General features: G+C 72.2%; 12 protein-coding genes. 6 read left to right on the top strand and 6 right to left on the bottom strand.

Going from position 1 to position 15,172, the window contains the following annotated elements; translation table 11 throughout:
- Positions 1-21: 21 nt before the first annotated feature.
- Positions 22-1,344 carry a histidinol dehydrogenase gene (gene hisD / locus OIU81_RS27505; protein ID WP_329152004.1) on the bottom strand — a complete coding sequence of 441 codons (1,323 nt, stop codon included), beginning with the start codon at positions 1,342-1,344 and terminating at the stop codon, positions 22-24.
- Between the two features lie 263 nt (positions 1,345-1,607).
- Here hisD and OIU81_RS27500 point away from each other — a divergent pair, with 263 nt between their 5' ends.
- From OIU81_RS27500 to ybaK, 3 genes are read left to right on the top strand one after another with little or no spacing between them, the layout of a single operon-like run.
- Positions 1,608-3,209 carry an oxidoreductase gene (locus tag OIU81_RS27500; protein WP_329152002.1) on the top strand — a complete coding sequence of 534 codons (1,602 nt, stop codon included), beginning with the start codon at positions 1,608-1,610 and terminating at the stop codon, positions 3,207-3,209.
- Between the two features lie 51 nt (positions 3,210-3,260).
- Positions 3,261-4,007, top strand: coding sequence for an LON peptidase substrate-binding domain-containing protein (locus OIU81_RS27495; RefSeq protein WP_329152001.1), 747 nt, complete (start codon positions 3,261-3,263; stop codon positions 4,005-4,007).
- Positions 4,008-4,067: 60 nt separating this feature from the next.
- On the top strand, positions 4,068-4,580 hold the full coding sequence (gene ybaK / locus OIU81_RS27490) for a Cys-tRNA(Pro) deacylase (RefSeq protein ID WP_329152000.1): 513 nt from the start codon (positions 4,068-4,070) through the stop codon (positions 4,578-4,580).
- Between the two features lie 73 nt (positions 4,581-4,653).
- Here the strand turns inward: ybaK and OIU81_RS27485 are convergent, their stop codons facing one another.
- The 4 genes from OIU81_RS27485 to OIU81_RS27470 form a co-directional block, all read right to left on the bottom strand.
- Positions 4,654-5,343: an ABC transporter permease gene (locus OIU81_RS27485; protein WP_329151998.1), complete on the bottom strand. Its 690-nt coding sequence runs from the start codon at positions 5,341-5,343 to the stop codon at positions 4,654-4,656.
- Positions 5,344-5,411: 68 nt separating this feature from the next.
- Entirely contained in the window at positions 5,412-6,236 is an 825-nt protein-coding gene (locus tag OIU81_RS27480; RefSeq protein WP_329151996.1) for an ABC transporter permease, read from the bottom strand.
- Positions 6,237-6,338: 102 nt separating this feature from the next.
- Positions 6,339-7,349 carry an ABC transporter ATP-binding protein gene (locus OIU81_RS27475; protein ID WP_443074055.1) on the bottom strand — a complete coding sequence of 337 codons (1,011 nt, stop codon included), beginning with the start codon at positions 7,347-7,349 and terminating at the stop codon, positions 6,339-6,341.
- Between the two features lie 71 nt (positions 7,350-7,420).
- Positions 7,421-8,710 (bottom strand): NYN domain-containing protein, encoded by a 1,290-nt coding sequence (locus OIU81_RS27470; protein WP_329151994.1) that lies wholly within the window; start codon positions 8,708-8,710, stop codon positions 7,421-7,423.
- Between the two features lie 272 nt (positions 8,711-8,982).
- Here OIU81_RS27470 and OIU81_RS27465 point away from each other — a divergent pair, with 272 nt between their 5' ends.
- On the top strand, positions 8,983-9,162 hold the full coding sequence (locus tag OIU81_RS27465; protein ID WP_329151992.1) for a hypothetical protein: 180 nt from the start codon (positions 8,983-8,985) through the stop codon (positions 9,160-9,162).
- 77 nt (positions 9,163-9,239) lie between these two features.
- On the opposite strand, the gene dnaE is transcribed toward OIU81_RS27465, so the two are convergent.
- A complete protein-coding gene (dnaE, locus tag OIU81_RS27460; RefSeq protein ID WP_329151991.1) occupies positions 9,240-12,791 on the bottom strand; it encodes a DNA polymerase III subunit alpha in 3,552 nt (1,183 codons plus the stop codon).
- 200 nt (positions 12,792-12,991) lie between these two features.
- On the opposite strand from dnaE, the gene OIU81_RS27455 reads away from it, so the two are divergent.
- Together OIU81_RS27455 and OIU81_RS27450 are read left to right on the top strand one after the other, a co-directional pair.
- Positions 12,992-14,353, top strand: coding sequence for a DUF2252 domain-containing protein (locus tag OIU81_RS27455; protein WP_329151989.1), 1,362 nt, complete (start codon positions 12,992-12,994; stop codon positions 14,351-14,353).
- A gap of 144 nt (positions 14,354-14,497) precedes the next feature.
- Entirely contained in the window at positions 14,498-15,157 is a 660-nt protein-coding gene (locus OIU81_RS27450) for a hypothetical protein (protein WP_329151987.1), read from the top strand.
- Positions 15,158-15,172: the final 15 nt, after the last annotated feature.

The raw sequence follows: 15,172 nt of genomic DNA, 5'->3' as shown, positions 1-15,172 counted from the left end.
GGTGACGGGTCACGTGCGTGCTCACTTGCTCTGCGGGACCTTCCATTCGAACCTGGCCTTCAGCGCGGCGCCATGCGCCGGGAGGTCCTCGGCCTCGGCGAGGGTCACCACGTGGTGGGCGACCTCGGCCAGCGCGTCGCGGGAGTAGTCCACGACATGGATGCCGCGCAGGAAGGACTGCACGGACAGACCGGAGGAGTGGCAGGCGCAGCCGCCGGTGGGCAGGACGTGGTTGGACCCGGCGCAGTAGTCGCCGAGCGAGACCGGGGCCCAGGGGCCGACGAAGACCGCGCCGGCGTTGCGGACCCGGGCGGCGACGGCGGAGGCGTCAGCGGTCTGGATCTCCAGGTGCTCGGCGCCGTAGGCGTCCACGACCGTGAGGCCCTCGTCGATGCCGTCGACCAGGACGGTCGCGGACTGCCGGCCGCCCAGCGCCTCGGTGATCCGCTCGATGTGCTTGGTGGCGCCGACCTGTCGCTTGAGGGCCGCGTCGACGGCGTCGGCGAGCTCGGTGGAGTCGGTGACCAGCACGGCCGCGGCCAGGGTGTCGTGCTCGGCCTGGCTGATCAGGTCGGCGGCGACGTGCTCGGGGTCGGCGGTCGAGTCCGCGAGGACCGCGATCTCGGTGGGGCCGGCCTCGGCGTCGATGCCGACGCGGCCCTTGAGCAGGCGCTTGGCGGAGGCGACGTAGATGTTGCCGGGGCCCGTGACGAGGTTGACCGGCCGGCACTCCTCGGTGCCGTAGGCGAACATCGCGATGGCCTGGGCGCCGCCGGCCGCATAGACCTCGTCGACGCCGAGCAGGGCGCAGGCGGCGAGGATGGTCGGGTGCGGCAGGCCGCCGAACTCCTTCTGCGGCGGGGAGGTGACGGCGATGCCGGTGACGCCGGCCTCCTGGGCCGGGACGACGTTCATGACGACGGACGACGGGTAGACCGCGAGGCCGCCGGGGACGTAGAGGCCCACCCGCTCGACGGGCACCCAGCGTTCGGTGACCGTGCCGCCGGGGACGACCTTGGTGGTGACGTCGGTGCGGCGCTGTGCGCGGTGGACGATCCGGGCGCGCCGGATGGACTCCTCCAGCGCGGCCCGCACGGCCGGGTCCAGCCCGTCGAGGGCCTCGCGCAGGGCCTCGGCGGGCACCCGTACGCGCGTGATCTCGACGCCGTCGAACCGCCGCGCACAGTCGATCAGCGCCGCGGTGCCGCGATGGCGTACGTCCTCGCAGAGGGGCCGCACCTTCTCCAGGGCGGCTTCCACGTCGAACTCGGCACGGGGCAGCAGATCGCGCAGGGCGCCGCCCTCGGGGAGGGCGTCACCGCGCAGGTCGATTCGGGAGATCACCCTCCCAGTGTCTCAGACCCGCTCCCGGGGCCGACCGGCCGTATCACTCAGTGATACACAGCGGCGCGCGCCGCGGACGCACCGTGACGCGGCCGTTCGAAGTTGACCGGAGTTGGCCCTGACCACGCGTGTTCAAGCAGACACGGGGCGGGCAAGGGCCAGCTGACGGCGTACGGGGACGCCTGTGGGACGCCATACGACCGGTGCACGAAGTGCGTCCGAACAGGTTGCGACACACCACGGGACCGAAAGGGGGATCCACAGTGACCGAGCCCGGGGACGGCGACGCGCCCGCCGACCTGCAACTGACATCCGCGGAATGGAGCATGTGGCAGGCCTTCCGCAACGGCAGCACCTGCGATCTGCACATCGGCGACCCGGCCCGCGACGACCCGCACGGACAGCATCTGTGGGGCCCCGAGCGCCGGGTGCGCGCCCGGGTCGTGGCGCTGCTGCTGCTCGACGGCCCGCTCCCGCAACCGGGACGGGTGGCCGCACTGCAGCTCACCGGCGCGTACATCACGGACACGCTCGACGTTGCGGGCGGCACGATCAAGCCATTCGTGGAGCTGCGGGACTGCCGCTTCGAGGCCGAGGTGGTGCTGCCGGAGAGCCACTTCACCACGCTGCGGATGGTGAACTGCGCGATACCCCGGCTGGAGGCGGCCCGGCTGCACACCGAGGGCGATCTCCATCTGCCGCGCTGCGTGGTGCACTCCGGCATCCGGCTCACGGACGCGCAGATCGGCACGGACCTGATGCTCAATCAGACCATCGTGCACAAGGACCGCCAGGGCCGCTCGGTCATGGCGGACGGGCTGACCGTCGCACAGGACCTGCAGGCCGAGATGATGGAGTCCTACGGCGAGCTGTCGCTGCGCGGCGCCACCATCGGCGTCTCGCTGAGCCTGCGCGGCAGCCGGCTGTGCAACCCGTTCGGCCGCCGGGCGCTGAACGCCCCGCAGCTGACCGTCGAGCGCACCCTCTATCTGACCGCGGCGGGCCTGGCGAACTCCCCGTTCTCCAGCGGCGCCACTCCCCCGTACGGCATCGGCCAGACCCCCTCGCGCGGCACCCGCGTGCAGCGCTTCGAGTGCGAGGGCGGGATGCGGCTGGACGACGGGCGCTTCGGCGACGCGGTCGACTTCGAGAACGCCCGGTTCGTCATGGAGGCCGACCAGGAGCTGTCCCTGCGCCGGATCCAGACGCCCGAGCTGCGGTTCCTCGGTGAGCGCCCGCAGCGCGGCCGGGTGATCCTCTCCGGCGCCCGGGTGGTCAATCTCATCGACAAATCGGCGAGCTGGCCGGGGCTGGGCGGGCTGTGGATGGCCGGCTTCGCCTACGAGACGCTGATCCCGCGCGGCCACTTCCCGCTGGCGCTGCGGCTGCAGTGGGTGGCCGCGGCGACCCCGGAGTACGCGCCCGAGCCGTACGAGATGCTGGCCGCCTCACTGCGCAGCACCGGTGAGGACGCCGACGCCCGGGAGGTGCTGCTGGCCAAGCAGCGCCGCCGCCGCGAGACGCTGCCGCTGGCGGCGAAGGCCTGGGGGTTCCTGCAGGACTGGACGGTGGCCTACGGCTACCGGCCGGGACGGGCCGCGGTGTGGATGGCCGTGCTGTGGGCGATCGGCACCCTCTACTTCTCGACGTCCCCGCCGCCGCCCCTCAAGGCGGGCGAGGCACCGCCCTGGAACCCCTACCTCTACTCCCTCGACCTGCTGCTCCCGGTGATCGACCTCAATCAGGGGGCCGCCTGGAAGCCGGACGGCGGGGCGCAGTGGGTGGCCGCGGTGCTGATCCTGGCGGGCTGGGTGCTGGCCACAACGGTCGCGGCGGGCGCCTCACGGCTGCTGCGGCGGCAATAGCGGGGGTACGGGTGGTGGCCCTGACCGCTACAGGCTCTAGGCTTACGGGCTGTGACCTCCGTGCGCCTCCCCCTCTTCCCGCTGAACTCGGTGCTGTTCCCGGGACTCGTGCTCCCGCTGAACGTCTTCGAGGCGCGCTACCGGGCGATGATGCGCGATCTGAGCGCGATGCCCGAGGACGACCGCCGGTTCGCGGTGATCACGATCCGGGACGGCCGGGAGGTCGCCCCCACCGCGCAGGGCATGCCGGACGCCACCCTGCCGGCCGCGGACGGACCCGCGGCGGGCTTCGGTGACGACCCGATGCAGGCGTTCCACACCGTGGGCTGTGTCGCGGACGCGGCCACCATCCGGGAGAAGTCGTCCGCCGACGACACCGCCTACGAGGTGCTCGCCACGGGCACCACCCGCTTCCGGCTGCTGTCGGTGGACGCCTCGGGGCCGTATCTGACCGCCGAGCTGGAGGAGCTGGCGGACGACGAGGGGGAGAGCGCGGGCGCGCTGGCCTCCGGCGTCGTCCGGGCCTTTCGCACCTACCAGAAGCGGCTGGCCTGGGCGAACGAGCGGACCCTGTCGAGCGGGCAGGACCTGCCGGCCGATCCGTCCGTGCTGTCGTACCTGGTGGCCGCGGCGGCCGTACTGGACGTCCCCGCCAAGCAGCAGCTGCTGGAGGCGCCCGACGCGGCGGCCCGGCTGACGCAGGAGCTGACGCTGCTGCGCCAGGAATCGGCGCTGCTCGGTAAGCTCCCGTCGCTGCCGGCCGTGGATCTGACCAGGCAGCCGACCCACCCCAACTGACGTTCCGCGGCCCGGTGCCCGCGCGGGTCTCCGGGCCCGGGCGAGTGAGGCGTATGCGCGGTGCCGAAGAAGACGAAGCAGAAGAAGGACGGACAGTCCGGGGGCGGTACGCCCGCGACGGTGGCGCTCACCGCGTCCGGCGTCCCCTTCACGGTGCATGCCTACGCGCACGACCCGGCCGCCGCCTCGTACGGCGAGGAGGCCGCCGAGGCCCTCGGGGTCGCGCCCGAGCAGGTCTTCAAGACGCTGCTCGCGGAGGTCGACGGCGCGCTGACGGTCGCCGTGGTGCCGGTGTCGGGATCGCTGGATCTCAAAGCACTGGCGGCCGCGGTGGGCGGCAAGCGGGCCGCGATGGCCGATCCGGCGGCGGCCGAGCGCACCACGGGGTACGTCCTGGGCGGGATCTCCCCGCTGGGTCAGCGCAAGCGGCTGCCCACGGTCGTGGACGCCTCCGCCCAGGGCCGGCCGACGGTGTGTGTCTCGGCGGGACGGCGCGGCCTGGAGGTCGAGCTGGCGCCGGAGGACCTGGTGGCGCTCACGGGCGCGCGGGTCGCGCCGATCGCGCGGGCCTAGGGGGCCTACGGGGCCTGGGGGGGGCCGGCCGTGGTGACGGCCGGCCCGGCGGTGCGGCCGGGGCCGGCCGCCCTCAGGGGGCGGCGGGCGGTTCCGGCGCGGGCGGCTCTTCCCGGTGGTCGTGGTGGCCGCTCCAGTCCGGCTCGGGCTCCGGGTCCCGCGGGCCGAACAGTCCGGTCAGCGCCAGCTGGGTGAGCATCGAGGCGATCGGCCAGGCCAGCAGCGCGCCCTTGGCCTGCAGCCGCAGCGGCCCGGAGAAGGTCACCCCGGGGCCGACCTGCTTGGCGTGCGCGGCCACGTCCGGGGTGGGGCCCAGCCACATCCCCGTCACCCAGCCCAGCACCGCACCCAGCAGCCCGCCCACGACCAGCGCCACGACCAGCGGGATCCCGCCGCGCCGGCGCACCAGGAAGACCACGGCGGCGCTGAGCACGCCGAAGCCGAGGGACAGCAGGACGAAGGTGCCGTCCGCGCCGATCGCCTCCTCGCCCTCGGTGTTCTTGAGGTAGACGTTGCGGGTGTCCGCGATCAGCGGGATGTGCGGGGCGAGCCAGTTCCACAGCAGCCCGAGCAGCACCCCGCTCACCGCGACCAGGAGCGCGATCAGCGCGCCCTCGCGCAGCTCACGCGCCAGCTCGGGGCCGCCGAGGCCGCTGTGGTCATGCGGCTCGGCGGTGGACCCGTGGCCTTCGGCGGGCGCGGCCCGGGGATGCTGCGGCTCGTCGGGCGGTTGGTTGTCGCGGGGCGTCAGCGGTGCGGTCACCCCGTCATCGTGCCAGGTGGGGCCCGTGGGACCGGCGGCAGGACGCCCGTTCGAGGGGCCGGAGGCGGTCATCGGGTGGCCGCCCGCCGGTAGGCCCAGGTGGCGACGGCCAGCGAGAGCACCCCGACGGCCGCGCAGACGCCCAGGTCGGCGCCGACCACGAACCAGTCGGGATGCGGGTCGAAGCTGCGGGACAGCGCCTCCACCCCGTAGGTCGACGGCAGCAGATCGCGGGCCCAGCCGATCACCTCGGGCATCCGCGCGGCCGGCAGCACCCCCAGCAGCAGCGCCGCCGACATCCCCAACTGACCGCAGAGCGTGGCGAGTTCGGGGCGCGGGGCGAGCAGGCCGAGGGCCGCGCCGAGGCCGGCCAGGGCCGCCCCGGCGAGCGGGATCACCGCCGCCAGCACCCACAGATGGGCCATCGGCAGCTGGAAGAGCACACAGCCGGTGACCGCGGTGACGACCGTCCCCGGCACGGTGAAGGAGGCGTAGGCGCCGGCGGCACCGAGCACCACGGCGGCCGGCGGCACCGGGAGCGTCGCATAGTGGTCGAGCCCGCCGCCGGCCCGCAGCTGGCCGAAGTACTGGGCGAGGAGGTTGAGCGCGACGAAGGCGACGACCAGCACGCTGGACCCGGCCACCACCGAGCGCGCCGGGTCACCGCTGTCGACCACGCCGCGCAGCAGGATCATGATCCCGACGGACTGGAAGGTGGCGACGAACAGCAGCGGGATCCGTGCCACCCGGGCCCGGGAGAGCTGGGCGCGGTAGACGGCGCCGAGCGCGGGCCCGAAGCGGGTGCGGGGCGCCAGCGGGGCGGCACCGTCCCCGGTCCACACCCCGGCGCCGGCAGCCACACCGGCCACCGCCTGCGCGGGAACCACACTCACACCGTCACCGAGCCTTTCGTTCCGTCTGTTCTGTCCGCGCGCCGCCTGTCCCGTCCGCGCGCCGTCCGCAGTCATCGGTACGTGCGCCGCGCCCCGCGCCGTTCATGCCTTGACCAGACCCTCCCCGCGGCCGCCGAGGGCCAGGTACACATCCTCCAGGCTCGGCGTGGCGAGGGTGAAGTCGTCGAGGGCGGCGAAGGCGGGCCCCGAGGTGACGGCGGCGACGGCGGCGCGGGCCCGGTCGGCGGGCAGCCGCAGGGTCCAGCGGCGGCCGGAGGCGTGCGCGGCGGCGGCGAGGGCGGCGACCTCGGGCACGTCCAGCGGCGGCCCCTCGCGCCACACCAGCTCCAGCCGGACCTCCTCGCTCACCATCTCCCTCAGCCCCCCGGGCGTGTCGCAGGCGATCACCCGGCCCCGGTCGATCACCGCGACCCGGTCGAGGACGCTCTCGGCCTCCAGGACGTTATGGGTCACCAGCACCACCGTGACCCCGCGCTCGGCCCGCCTCCGGTCGACCGCGGCCCACACGGCACGCCGGGCGACCGGGTCCATCCCGGTGGTCGGCTCGTCCAGCACCAGCAGCGGCCGCTCGCCGATCAGCGCGGTGGCGAAGCAGGCCAGCCGCCGCTGCCCGCCGGACAGCTGCTTGAGGGCCCGCCCCGCGAGGTCCACGAGGCCCAGCTCGGCGATCACCGCGTCCCGCTCGGCGCGCGCCTCGCGGGCACCGAGACCGCGCAGCCGGCCGGTGGTCTCCACCGCCAGCGCGACCGTCATCTCGTCCAGCGCCGTGGACTCCTGACCCAGGTAGCCCAGCAGCCGGGCGGCCCGGTCCGGGTGGCGCACCAGGTCGTGGCCCAGGACGGCGATGCCGCCGGAGTCCGGGCTCAGCAGGCCGGTCAGCTGGCGTACCAGGGTGGACTTGCCGGCGCCGTTGGGGCCGAGCAGCCCGAAGATCTCGCCGCGGCGCACCTCGAGGGTGATGCCGTCGTTGGCGCGTACGGCGGGCGCCTGTGGCCCCCCGCGGCGTCCGCGCGTCGCGGGATACGTCTTGACCAGGTCCCGCACGGCGCACACCGGCACTCCGCGCTCCACCTGTTTTGCGCCCGTCCTCACGAGCTATGAGGGTACGCGTCCCCCGAGCGTCCCCGGCCCGCGGGGCACCGGCGGCGAGCCGGGCCGGGGCGTCAGTCGGCGGCCGGGGCGTGCCCGGCGGCCGTGCGCAGATCGACCTCACGCCAGAATCCGGCCCGGATGGCATAGCGGTCGTGCTCGTCGATCTGGTCGTCCTTGTGCGCGAGCAGCCCGAAACGGGCGGCGTAGCGCAGCAGTTCGCCGTCGATGCGGTGCGGGATGCGCGGGTACTCCGTCGACAGCTGGGCCAGATGTGCGGTGTCGGAGAGCCGGTCGGTCCAGCGGCGGGCGAAGACCTGGCCCACCTCGAAGGGATCGCCGCTGACGGCGGTGATGTCCTCCTCGCGGTCGGCCCAGCGCTGCTCGGCGCTGGTCAGCTGGGCGAGGGTGGGCAGGCCCGCGGTCGCCTCCGGTTCGCCGACCGGGCCGCCGCGCTCGACCCAGCCCTTGTCGGACGACCAGCGCAGGGTGGCGCCGGCCGCGGCACCGGGCGGGGCGGCGCCCGGGCCGGCGGGACCCTGGCCCGCGGCGTGCGCCCGGCCGAGCCCGGCCAGGTCCTTGGGGGTGGGCACGACCTTGGAACCGGCGCCGGGCTCGCCGCCGGCGGCCGCGGCCCGCTCGCTGCCGGCCGGCGGGCGGACGATCCCGTTGGCGCCGTTGTGCTCATGGGTGTGCTCGGCGGCTTCCGCGCCCGCCGCGGCGGCCGCCGCGGCCGCGGACTCGGGCAGCGGGGCGGAGAGGATCGCGGCGATCTCCGGGCGCGGCACGGGCGGCGGGGCGCAGGGGCCGCCGAGTTCCTTGGCGCGCACCGCGCGGGTGATCCAGGTGCGGTCCAGCACCCGCCGCTCATCGGCCTCGGCGACCAGGTCCTCGGACTGGTTGTAGTCGCCGTCCGCGGCCTGGACGGCCCACAGATGGACGGCGACGCCGTGCTCCTTCGCCGACATCAGCCCGGGCAGCAGATCGCCGTCGCCGGTGACCAGCACGATGTCGGAGCAGGCGCGGTTACGGGCGAGTTCGGTCAGCTCGGCGTGCATGGCGGCGTCCACGCCCTTCTGCGCCCAGCGGCCGTCACTGCGGGTCAGGGCGCCCAGCCGGACGGTGACCCGGGGCATCACCCGCAGTCGGCGGTGCTCGGGCTGCGGGACGCGGTCGGGGGCGCCGTCGAACCAGTAGATCCGCAGCAGCGGGCGTTCGGTGTCCGCCTCGGCGCGCTGGCGCAGGCCCTGGATGAGCGCAGCGTGGTCAACGGTGATCCGGGACCGGGCGGGCTCTCCGGCGAGCAGACTCGCGGCGGCACCGAGCAAATACCCGGCGTCCACCAGGACGACGCAGCGATCCACGTTCCACCCTCTTCCTGAGGTGCTGAAAGTCCGGTCGCCCCCCGGCTCGGCCCATGGCACGAGTTTTCTTCGGCTTTCCTTCGAGTCTGCCCGACCGTACGGGCGTTATCAGCCCGAACTCGATCATCGGCGTGGCGGATTCGGCGGGGATCTCGAGTACAGCGTGTGATCGGCCGTTTTACGCACGGTAATTGCCCGAAATGCAGGCGTCTGTCCGGCGTGTAAGTCTGGTTCCGGCCCAGATCCCGGATTCCCCCCCAGGAGGCAAGATCATGGCCAAGGACAAGAAGCAGGACCGCAGCCGGCAGCAGAAGACCGCATCCTCGGCCGAGCGCGGCCAGCAGGAAGCCCAGCGCTCGAGCCTGGAGGCACAGTCCCAGGCACGCTCCCAGGCCCAGGGCAGCCCGGCAGATGTTGCGCGTAAGCACCAGCGGCGCTTCGGTCACAACTGACATCCACCGCACGGGAGTTGAGGGGCGCGCCCGCAACGGGCGCGCCCCTCGGGCAGTAGGTCGCCGCCCGGCGGCGGTCAGCCCGCCAGGCAGGACGGGCCGAGCAGCACCTTCAGATCGCCGAACAGCGAGGGGTCGGGCGTGACACGGTGCCGGTCCAGCCGGAGCAGCGTCGTCTTGCGCGCCCCCAGCAGCTTGATCCGCACCTCGGTGGAGCCGCGGTGGCTGCTGAGCACCTCGCCGAGCTTCTCGACCATCGGCGGGGTGACCTTGACCGTCGGAATGGTGATCGTCACGGGGGCGTTGGTGCCGGCCTCGGAGAGGTCGGGGACCATCATCTCCATGGCGACCAGCCGCGGGATGTCCTCCCGCTTGTCGAGCCGGCCCTTGACGAAGACCACGGTGTCCTCGACGAGTTGGGTCGACACCAGCTGGTAGGTGGCCGGGAAGAACATGCAGTCGATGGAGCCGGCCAGATCCTCGACGGTGGCGATCGCCCAGGCGTTGCCCTGCTTGGTCATCTTGCGCTGCAGGCCGGAGATGATGCCGCCGATGGTGACGATCGAGCCGTCGGAGTAGTCGCCGCCGGTCAGCTGGGAGATGGCGGCGTCCGCCTTGTCGGACAGTACGTGTTCCAGGCCGAAGAGCGGGTGGTCGGAGACGTAGAGACCGAGCATCTCGCGTTCCTGGGCGAGGAGGTAGGTCTTCTCCCATTCGACGTCCGAGAACTCGATGTCCAGGCCGAAGCCGGGGCCCTCCTCGGCGCTGTCGTCGCCCATGCCGCCGAAGAGGTCGAACTGCCCCTCGGCTTCCTTGCGCTTGACCTGGACGACGTTGTCGATCATCGGCTCGTAGTGCGCCGTCAGACCCTTGCGGGTGTGCCCCATCTCGTCGAAGGCGCCGGCCTTGATCAGGGACTCGGTGGTGCGCTTGTTGCAGACGACCGCGTCGACCTTGTCGAGGTAGTCGGGGAAGGAGGAGTACTTCCCCTTGGCCTTGCGGCAGCGAATGATCGAGTCGACGACGTTCTGGCCGACGTTGCGGACCGCGGTGAGGCCGAAGAGGATCACGTCGTCACCCTGGGCGGCGAAGTTCGCCTCCGACTCGTTGACGTTCGGCGGCAGCACCTTGATGCCCATCCGCCGGCACTCGTTGAGGTAGACCGCCGACTTGTCCTTGTCGTCGCGCACGGAGGTCAGCAGCGCGGACATGTACTCGGCCGGGTAGTTGGCCTTGAGATAGGCGGTCCAGTAGGTGACCAGGCCGTACGCGGAGGAGTGCGCCTTGTTGAAGGCGTAGCCGGCGAACGGGACCAGGACGTCCCACAGTGCCTGGATGGCCTGGTCGGAGAAGCCCTTCTTCTTCGCGCCCTCCTGGAAGAGCACGAAGTTCTTCGCCAGTTCCTCGGGCTTCTTCTTGCCCATGACGCGGCGGAGGATGTCGGCCTCGCCGAGGGAGTACCCGGCGATGATCTGGGCGGCCTTCTGCACCTGCTCCTGATAGACGATCAGGCCGTGGGTGAGGCCGAGGACCTCCTTGAGCGGCTCCTCCAGCTCCGGGTGGATCGGGGTGATCTCCTGGAGGCCGTTCTTGCGCAGCGCGTAGTTGGTGTGCGAGTCCATGCCCATCGGGCCGGGGCGGTACAGCGCCGAGACGGCGGAAATGTCCTCGAAGTTGTCGGGCTTCATCAGCCGCAGCAGCGAGCGCATCGGGCCGCCGTCGAACTGGAAGACGCCGAGGGTGTCACCGCGGCAGAGCATCTCGTAGGTCTTGGGGTCGTCCAGCGGGACCGAGAGCATCTCCAGGTCGACGCCCTTGTTCTTCTTCACCATCTTGACGGCGTCGTCCATGATGGTGAGGTTGCGCAGGCCCAGGAAGTCCATCTTCAGCAGGCCGAGCGACTCGCACTGCGGGTAGTCCCACTGCGTGATGGTGACGTTGTCGGTGTGCCGCACCCAGACCGGTGCGTGGTCGACGATGGGCTCGCTGGACATGATCACGCCGGCCGCGTGCACACCCATCTGACGGACCAGGCCCTCGACGCCCTTGGCGGTGTCGATGACCTTCTTGACGTCCGGTTCGCTCTCGTACATCCCCCGGATCTCGCCCGCCTCGCTGTAGCGCGGGTGCTTGGGGTCGGTGATGCCGCTGAGGTCGATGCCCTTGCCGAGGACGTCGGCGGGCATGGCCTTGGTGAGGCGGTCGCCCATCGCGTAGGGGTAGCCCAGGACGCGCGCGGAGTCCTTGATGGCGTTCTTGGCCTTGATCTTGCCGTAGGTGCCGATCATGGCCACCTTGTCGGCGCCGTACTTCTCCGTGACGTACCGGATGACTTCGACGCGCCTGCGCTCGTCGAAGTCGATGTCGACATCGGGCATGGAGACGCGCTCGGGGTTGAGGAACCGCTCGAAGATCAGTCCGTGCGTGATCGGGTCGAGGTCGGTGATGCCCATCGCGTACGCCACGATCGAGCCGGCCGCGGAGCCACGGCCGGGGCCCACCGCGATGCCGTTGTTCTTGGCCCACATGATGAAGTCGGCAACGACGAGGAAGTAGCCCGGGAACCCCATCTGGATAATGATGTCCATCTCGTACTCGGCCTGCTTCTGCCGGTCCTCGGGGACCCCGCCCGGGTAGCGGCGCTGCATGCCGGCCCGGACCTCCTCCTGGAACCAGGTGACCTCGGTGAAGCCCTCCGGGATGTCGAACTTCGGCATCAGGTCACGCTTTTCGAACATCCCGGCGGGGTCGATCTGGTCGGCGACCAGGCGGGTGTTGGCGCAGCCCTCCTGCCAGGCGTCCGAGGAGTCGATGGCGTACATCTCCTCCGTGGACTTGAGGTAGTAGCCGGTGCCGTCGAAGCGGAAGCGGTCCGGGTCGGAGAGGTTCTTGCCGGTCTGGATGCACAGCAGCGCGTCGTGCGCGGCGGACTCGTGCGCATAGGTGTAGTGCGAGTCGTTGGTGACCAGCGGCGGGATGCCGAGCTCCTTGCCGATCTTCAGCAGGTCGTCGCGGACCCGGCGCTCGATCTCGATGCCGTGGTCCATCAGCTCCAGGAAATACCGGTCCTTGCCGAAGATGTCCTGATACTCGCCCGCGGCCTTGCGCGCCTCGTCGTACTGGCCCAGGCGCAGCCGGGTCTGCAGCTCACCGGAGGGGCAGCCGGTCGAGGCGATCAGGCCCTCGGACCACTGGGAGATGGTCTCCTTGTCCATCCGCGGCCACTTCGTCAGCCAGCCCTCGGCATAGGCGTCCGAGGAGAGCCGGAACAGATTGTGCAGACCGGTCTTGTTCGCCGCCCAGATGGTCTTGTGGGTGTAACCACCGGAGCCGGAGACGTCATCGCGCTTCTGGTGCGGCTGGCCCCACTGGATCTTGCGCTTGTTGCGCCGCGACTCGGGGGCGACATACGCCTCGATGCCGATGATCGGCGTCACGCCGGCCTTCTGCGCGGAGTGGAAGAAGTCGTAGGCGCCGTGCAGATTGCCGTGGTCGGACATCGCGATGTGCGTCATGCCCATCTCGTTGGCCGCCTTGAACATGTCCGACAGCCGCGCCGCTCCGTCCAGCAGGGAGTACTGGGTATGGACGTGCAGATGGGTGAACGGGGCCTTGGACGCGGCAGCCACAGCGGGGGACCTCCACAGAGCGGTCGGCGGGGCGCTCCCGGTGCGAGCCGGGGGCCGGGTGGACGGTGTCGAAGTCTACGACTCCTGACTGACAACCGGCGGGCACGCGCGAGTAGCCTCACCCGTTGTCAGTGACAGACCGCGACCCGATCCGTCACGGCGCTCCGAACCATTTTCCGCACCTCAGGAGGCACTCAGCGATGCCGTCCCAGCACGCCCCGGCGCAGGAAGCCGAGCAGCGCGGCGAGGAGATCCTCGCCGTTTTCGACACCGCCTTCGGGGAGCTGCTCGCCGCGGACCCCGCGGCCTTCCGCGTGAAATTCCGGAAGATGGCCGCCTCCGCTTTCGCCTTCTACCGGGGGACGGCGTGTCTGTTCTACCGGGACCTGGAGGCCGGGGCCGCGGAGGGCGACGGCAAGGACAGCGGCCCGTATCTGGACGAGCGGACCGGCCGGGTGTGGATCCACGGTGATCTGCACGCCGAGAACTTCGGCACCTACATGGACTCCACCGGCCGCCTGATCTTCAACGTCAACGACTTCGACGAGGCGTACGTCGGCCCGTTCACCTGGGACCTCAAGCGGTTCGCCGCCTCGGTCGCGCTGATCGGCTACGCCAAGGCGCTCAGCGACAAGCAGATCACCGACCTGGTGCGCACCTACGCCGCGGCCTACCGGGAGCGCATCCACGCGCTGGCCTCCGGGGGGCCGAGCGCCGACCGGGAGGAGCTGCCGCCGTTCACGCTGGACACCGCCGAGGGCCCGCTGCTGGACGCGCTGCGCGACGCCCGCTCGCTGACCCGCTTCGCACTGCTGGACTCGATGACGGAGATCCGCGACTTCGAGCGCCGCTTCGCGCCGGGCAGCGGCAGCGTCGAGCTGGACGCGGCCACCCGCTACAAGGTGCTCGCCGCCTTCGACGGCTATCTGGAGACACTGCCCGAGTCGAGCCTGGACCGCCCGGACTCCTACCGCGTCAAGGACGTGGTGGGCCGGCGCGGCATCGGCATCGGCTCGGCCGGTCTGCCGTCGTACAACATCCTTCTGGAGGGCAACAGCGACGCCCTGGAGAACGATGTCGTGATCTACATGAAGCAGGCGCAGACCCCGGCGGTCTCCCGGCACGTCACCGACCCCGCGATCCGCGGCTACTTCCAGCACGAGGGCCACCGCACGGTGATCTCGCAGCGCGCCCTGCAGGACCACGCCGACCCTTGGCTGGGCTGGACCGAGCTGGACGGCGCCGGCCAGCTGGTCGCCGAGATCTCGCCGTACGCGGTCGACCTGGACTGGTCGGACATCGACGACCCGGAGGAGATCGCGGCGGTGGTGGCCGACCTGGGGCGGGCCACCGCGACCATGCACGGCGCCGCGGACGACGAGAGCGGCCACTCGCTGGTGCCGTTCTCGACGGAGCGGGCGATCGACGCGGCCATCGCGGCCGATGTGGAGGGCTTCGCGGCGCTGCTGGTGGACTTCGCGCACTCCTACGGCGCCCGCGCCCGCGCCGACCACCAGATCTTCGTGGACCTCTTCCGCAACGGCCGGATCCCCGGCCTCTAGCCTCGCGGGGCAGGCCCGGGGAGCGGCGCGGCAGGGGCCGCGGGCCGGGGCCGGCAGGTGCCGTACGCACTCCGTTTCCGGGTGCGTACGGCTCCGGGCCCCCTTAGCCGCCGCTTATCCCGCCCCATGGCACACTCGGCTGCAATGGACACCTCGGCGGCACCTCTGCGGGCACTGCGCGCGGCGCTCTTCACGGCGCTGTGCGTGACGCTGTCCGCGGCGTCCCATGTGCTGCTGTCCCGTATGCCGCTGCCGCCGGCCACCGTCGGCGCGCTCTGTGCCGCCGTGTTCGTGATCGCCTACGCGCTGGCCGGCCCGGAGCGCGGCTACTGGCGGATCGCGGCCCTGCTGGTCCCCCTGGAGCTCGCCGCCGACCTGGTCTTCAGCCTCGGTCAGCACGCCTGTTACGGGGAGGCCGGCGGCCCGGTCAGCGGCCCGCTGCGCTCGCTGGGCGTGGATCCGCTGTGCGGCGGCAGCCCGGTCGGCACCCCGCTGGCGGCGCCGCCCGGGGAGAGCCCCTCGCCCTTGGCGACCTGGGGCGTCCTGCTCGCGGCGCATCTGCTCATCGGACTGCTGGCGGCGGGCTGGCTGCGCCGCGGCGAGGCCGCGCTGCACCAGCTGCTGGGCGCGGTGGCCGGCTTCGCCTTCCGCCCGCTGCTGATCGCCGTCGCGGTCATCGGCGCCACCGCCGCTCCGCGCCGCCCGGCGCCCGCCCCGGTCCCGGCCGGACGCCCGGCCCGCGCCGCCCCCCTGCTCGTGCACTGTGTGGTGCGCCGTGGGCCGCCCTGCGCGCTCGCTGCGTGAGCCCCGCGCCCGCGC

The organism is Streptomyces sp. NBC_01454, from assembly GCF_036227565.1.
In the GTDB taxonomy this organism is placed as follows: domain Bacteria; phylum Actinomycetota; class Actinomycetes; order Streptomycetales; family Streptomycetaceae; genus Streptomyces.
Note: the sequence above shows the minus strand (reverse complement) of the source record. Positions and strands in the feature narration are given on the sequence as shown.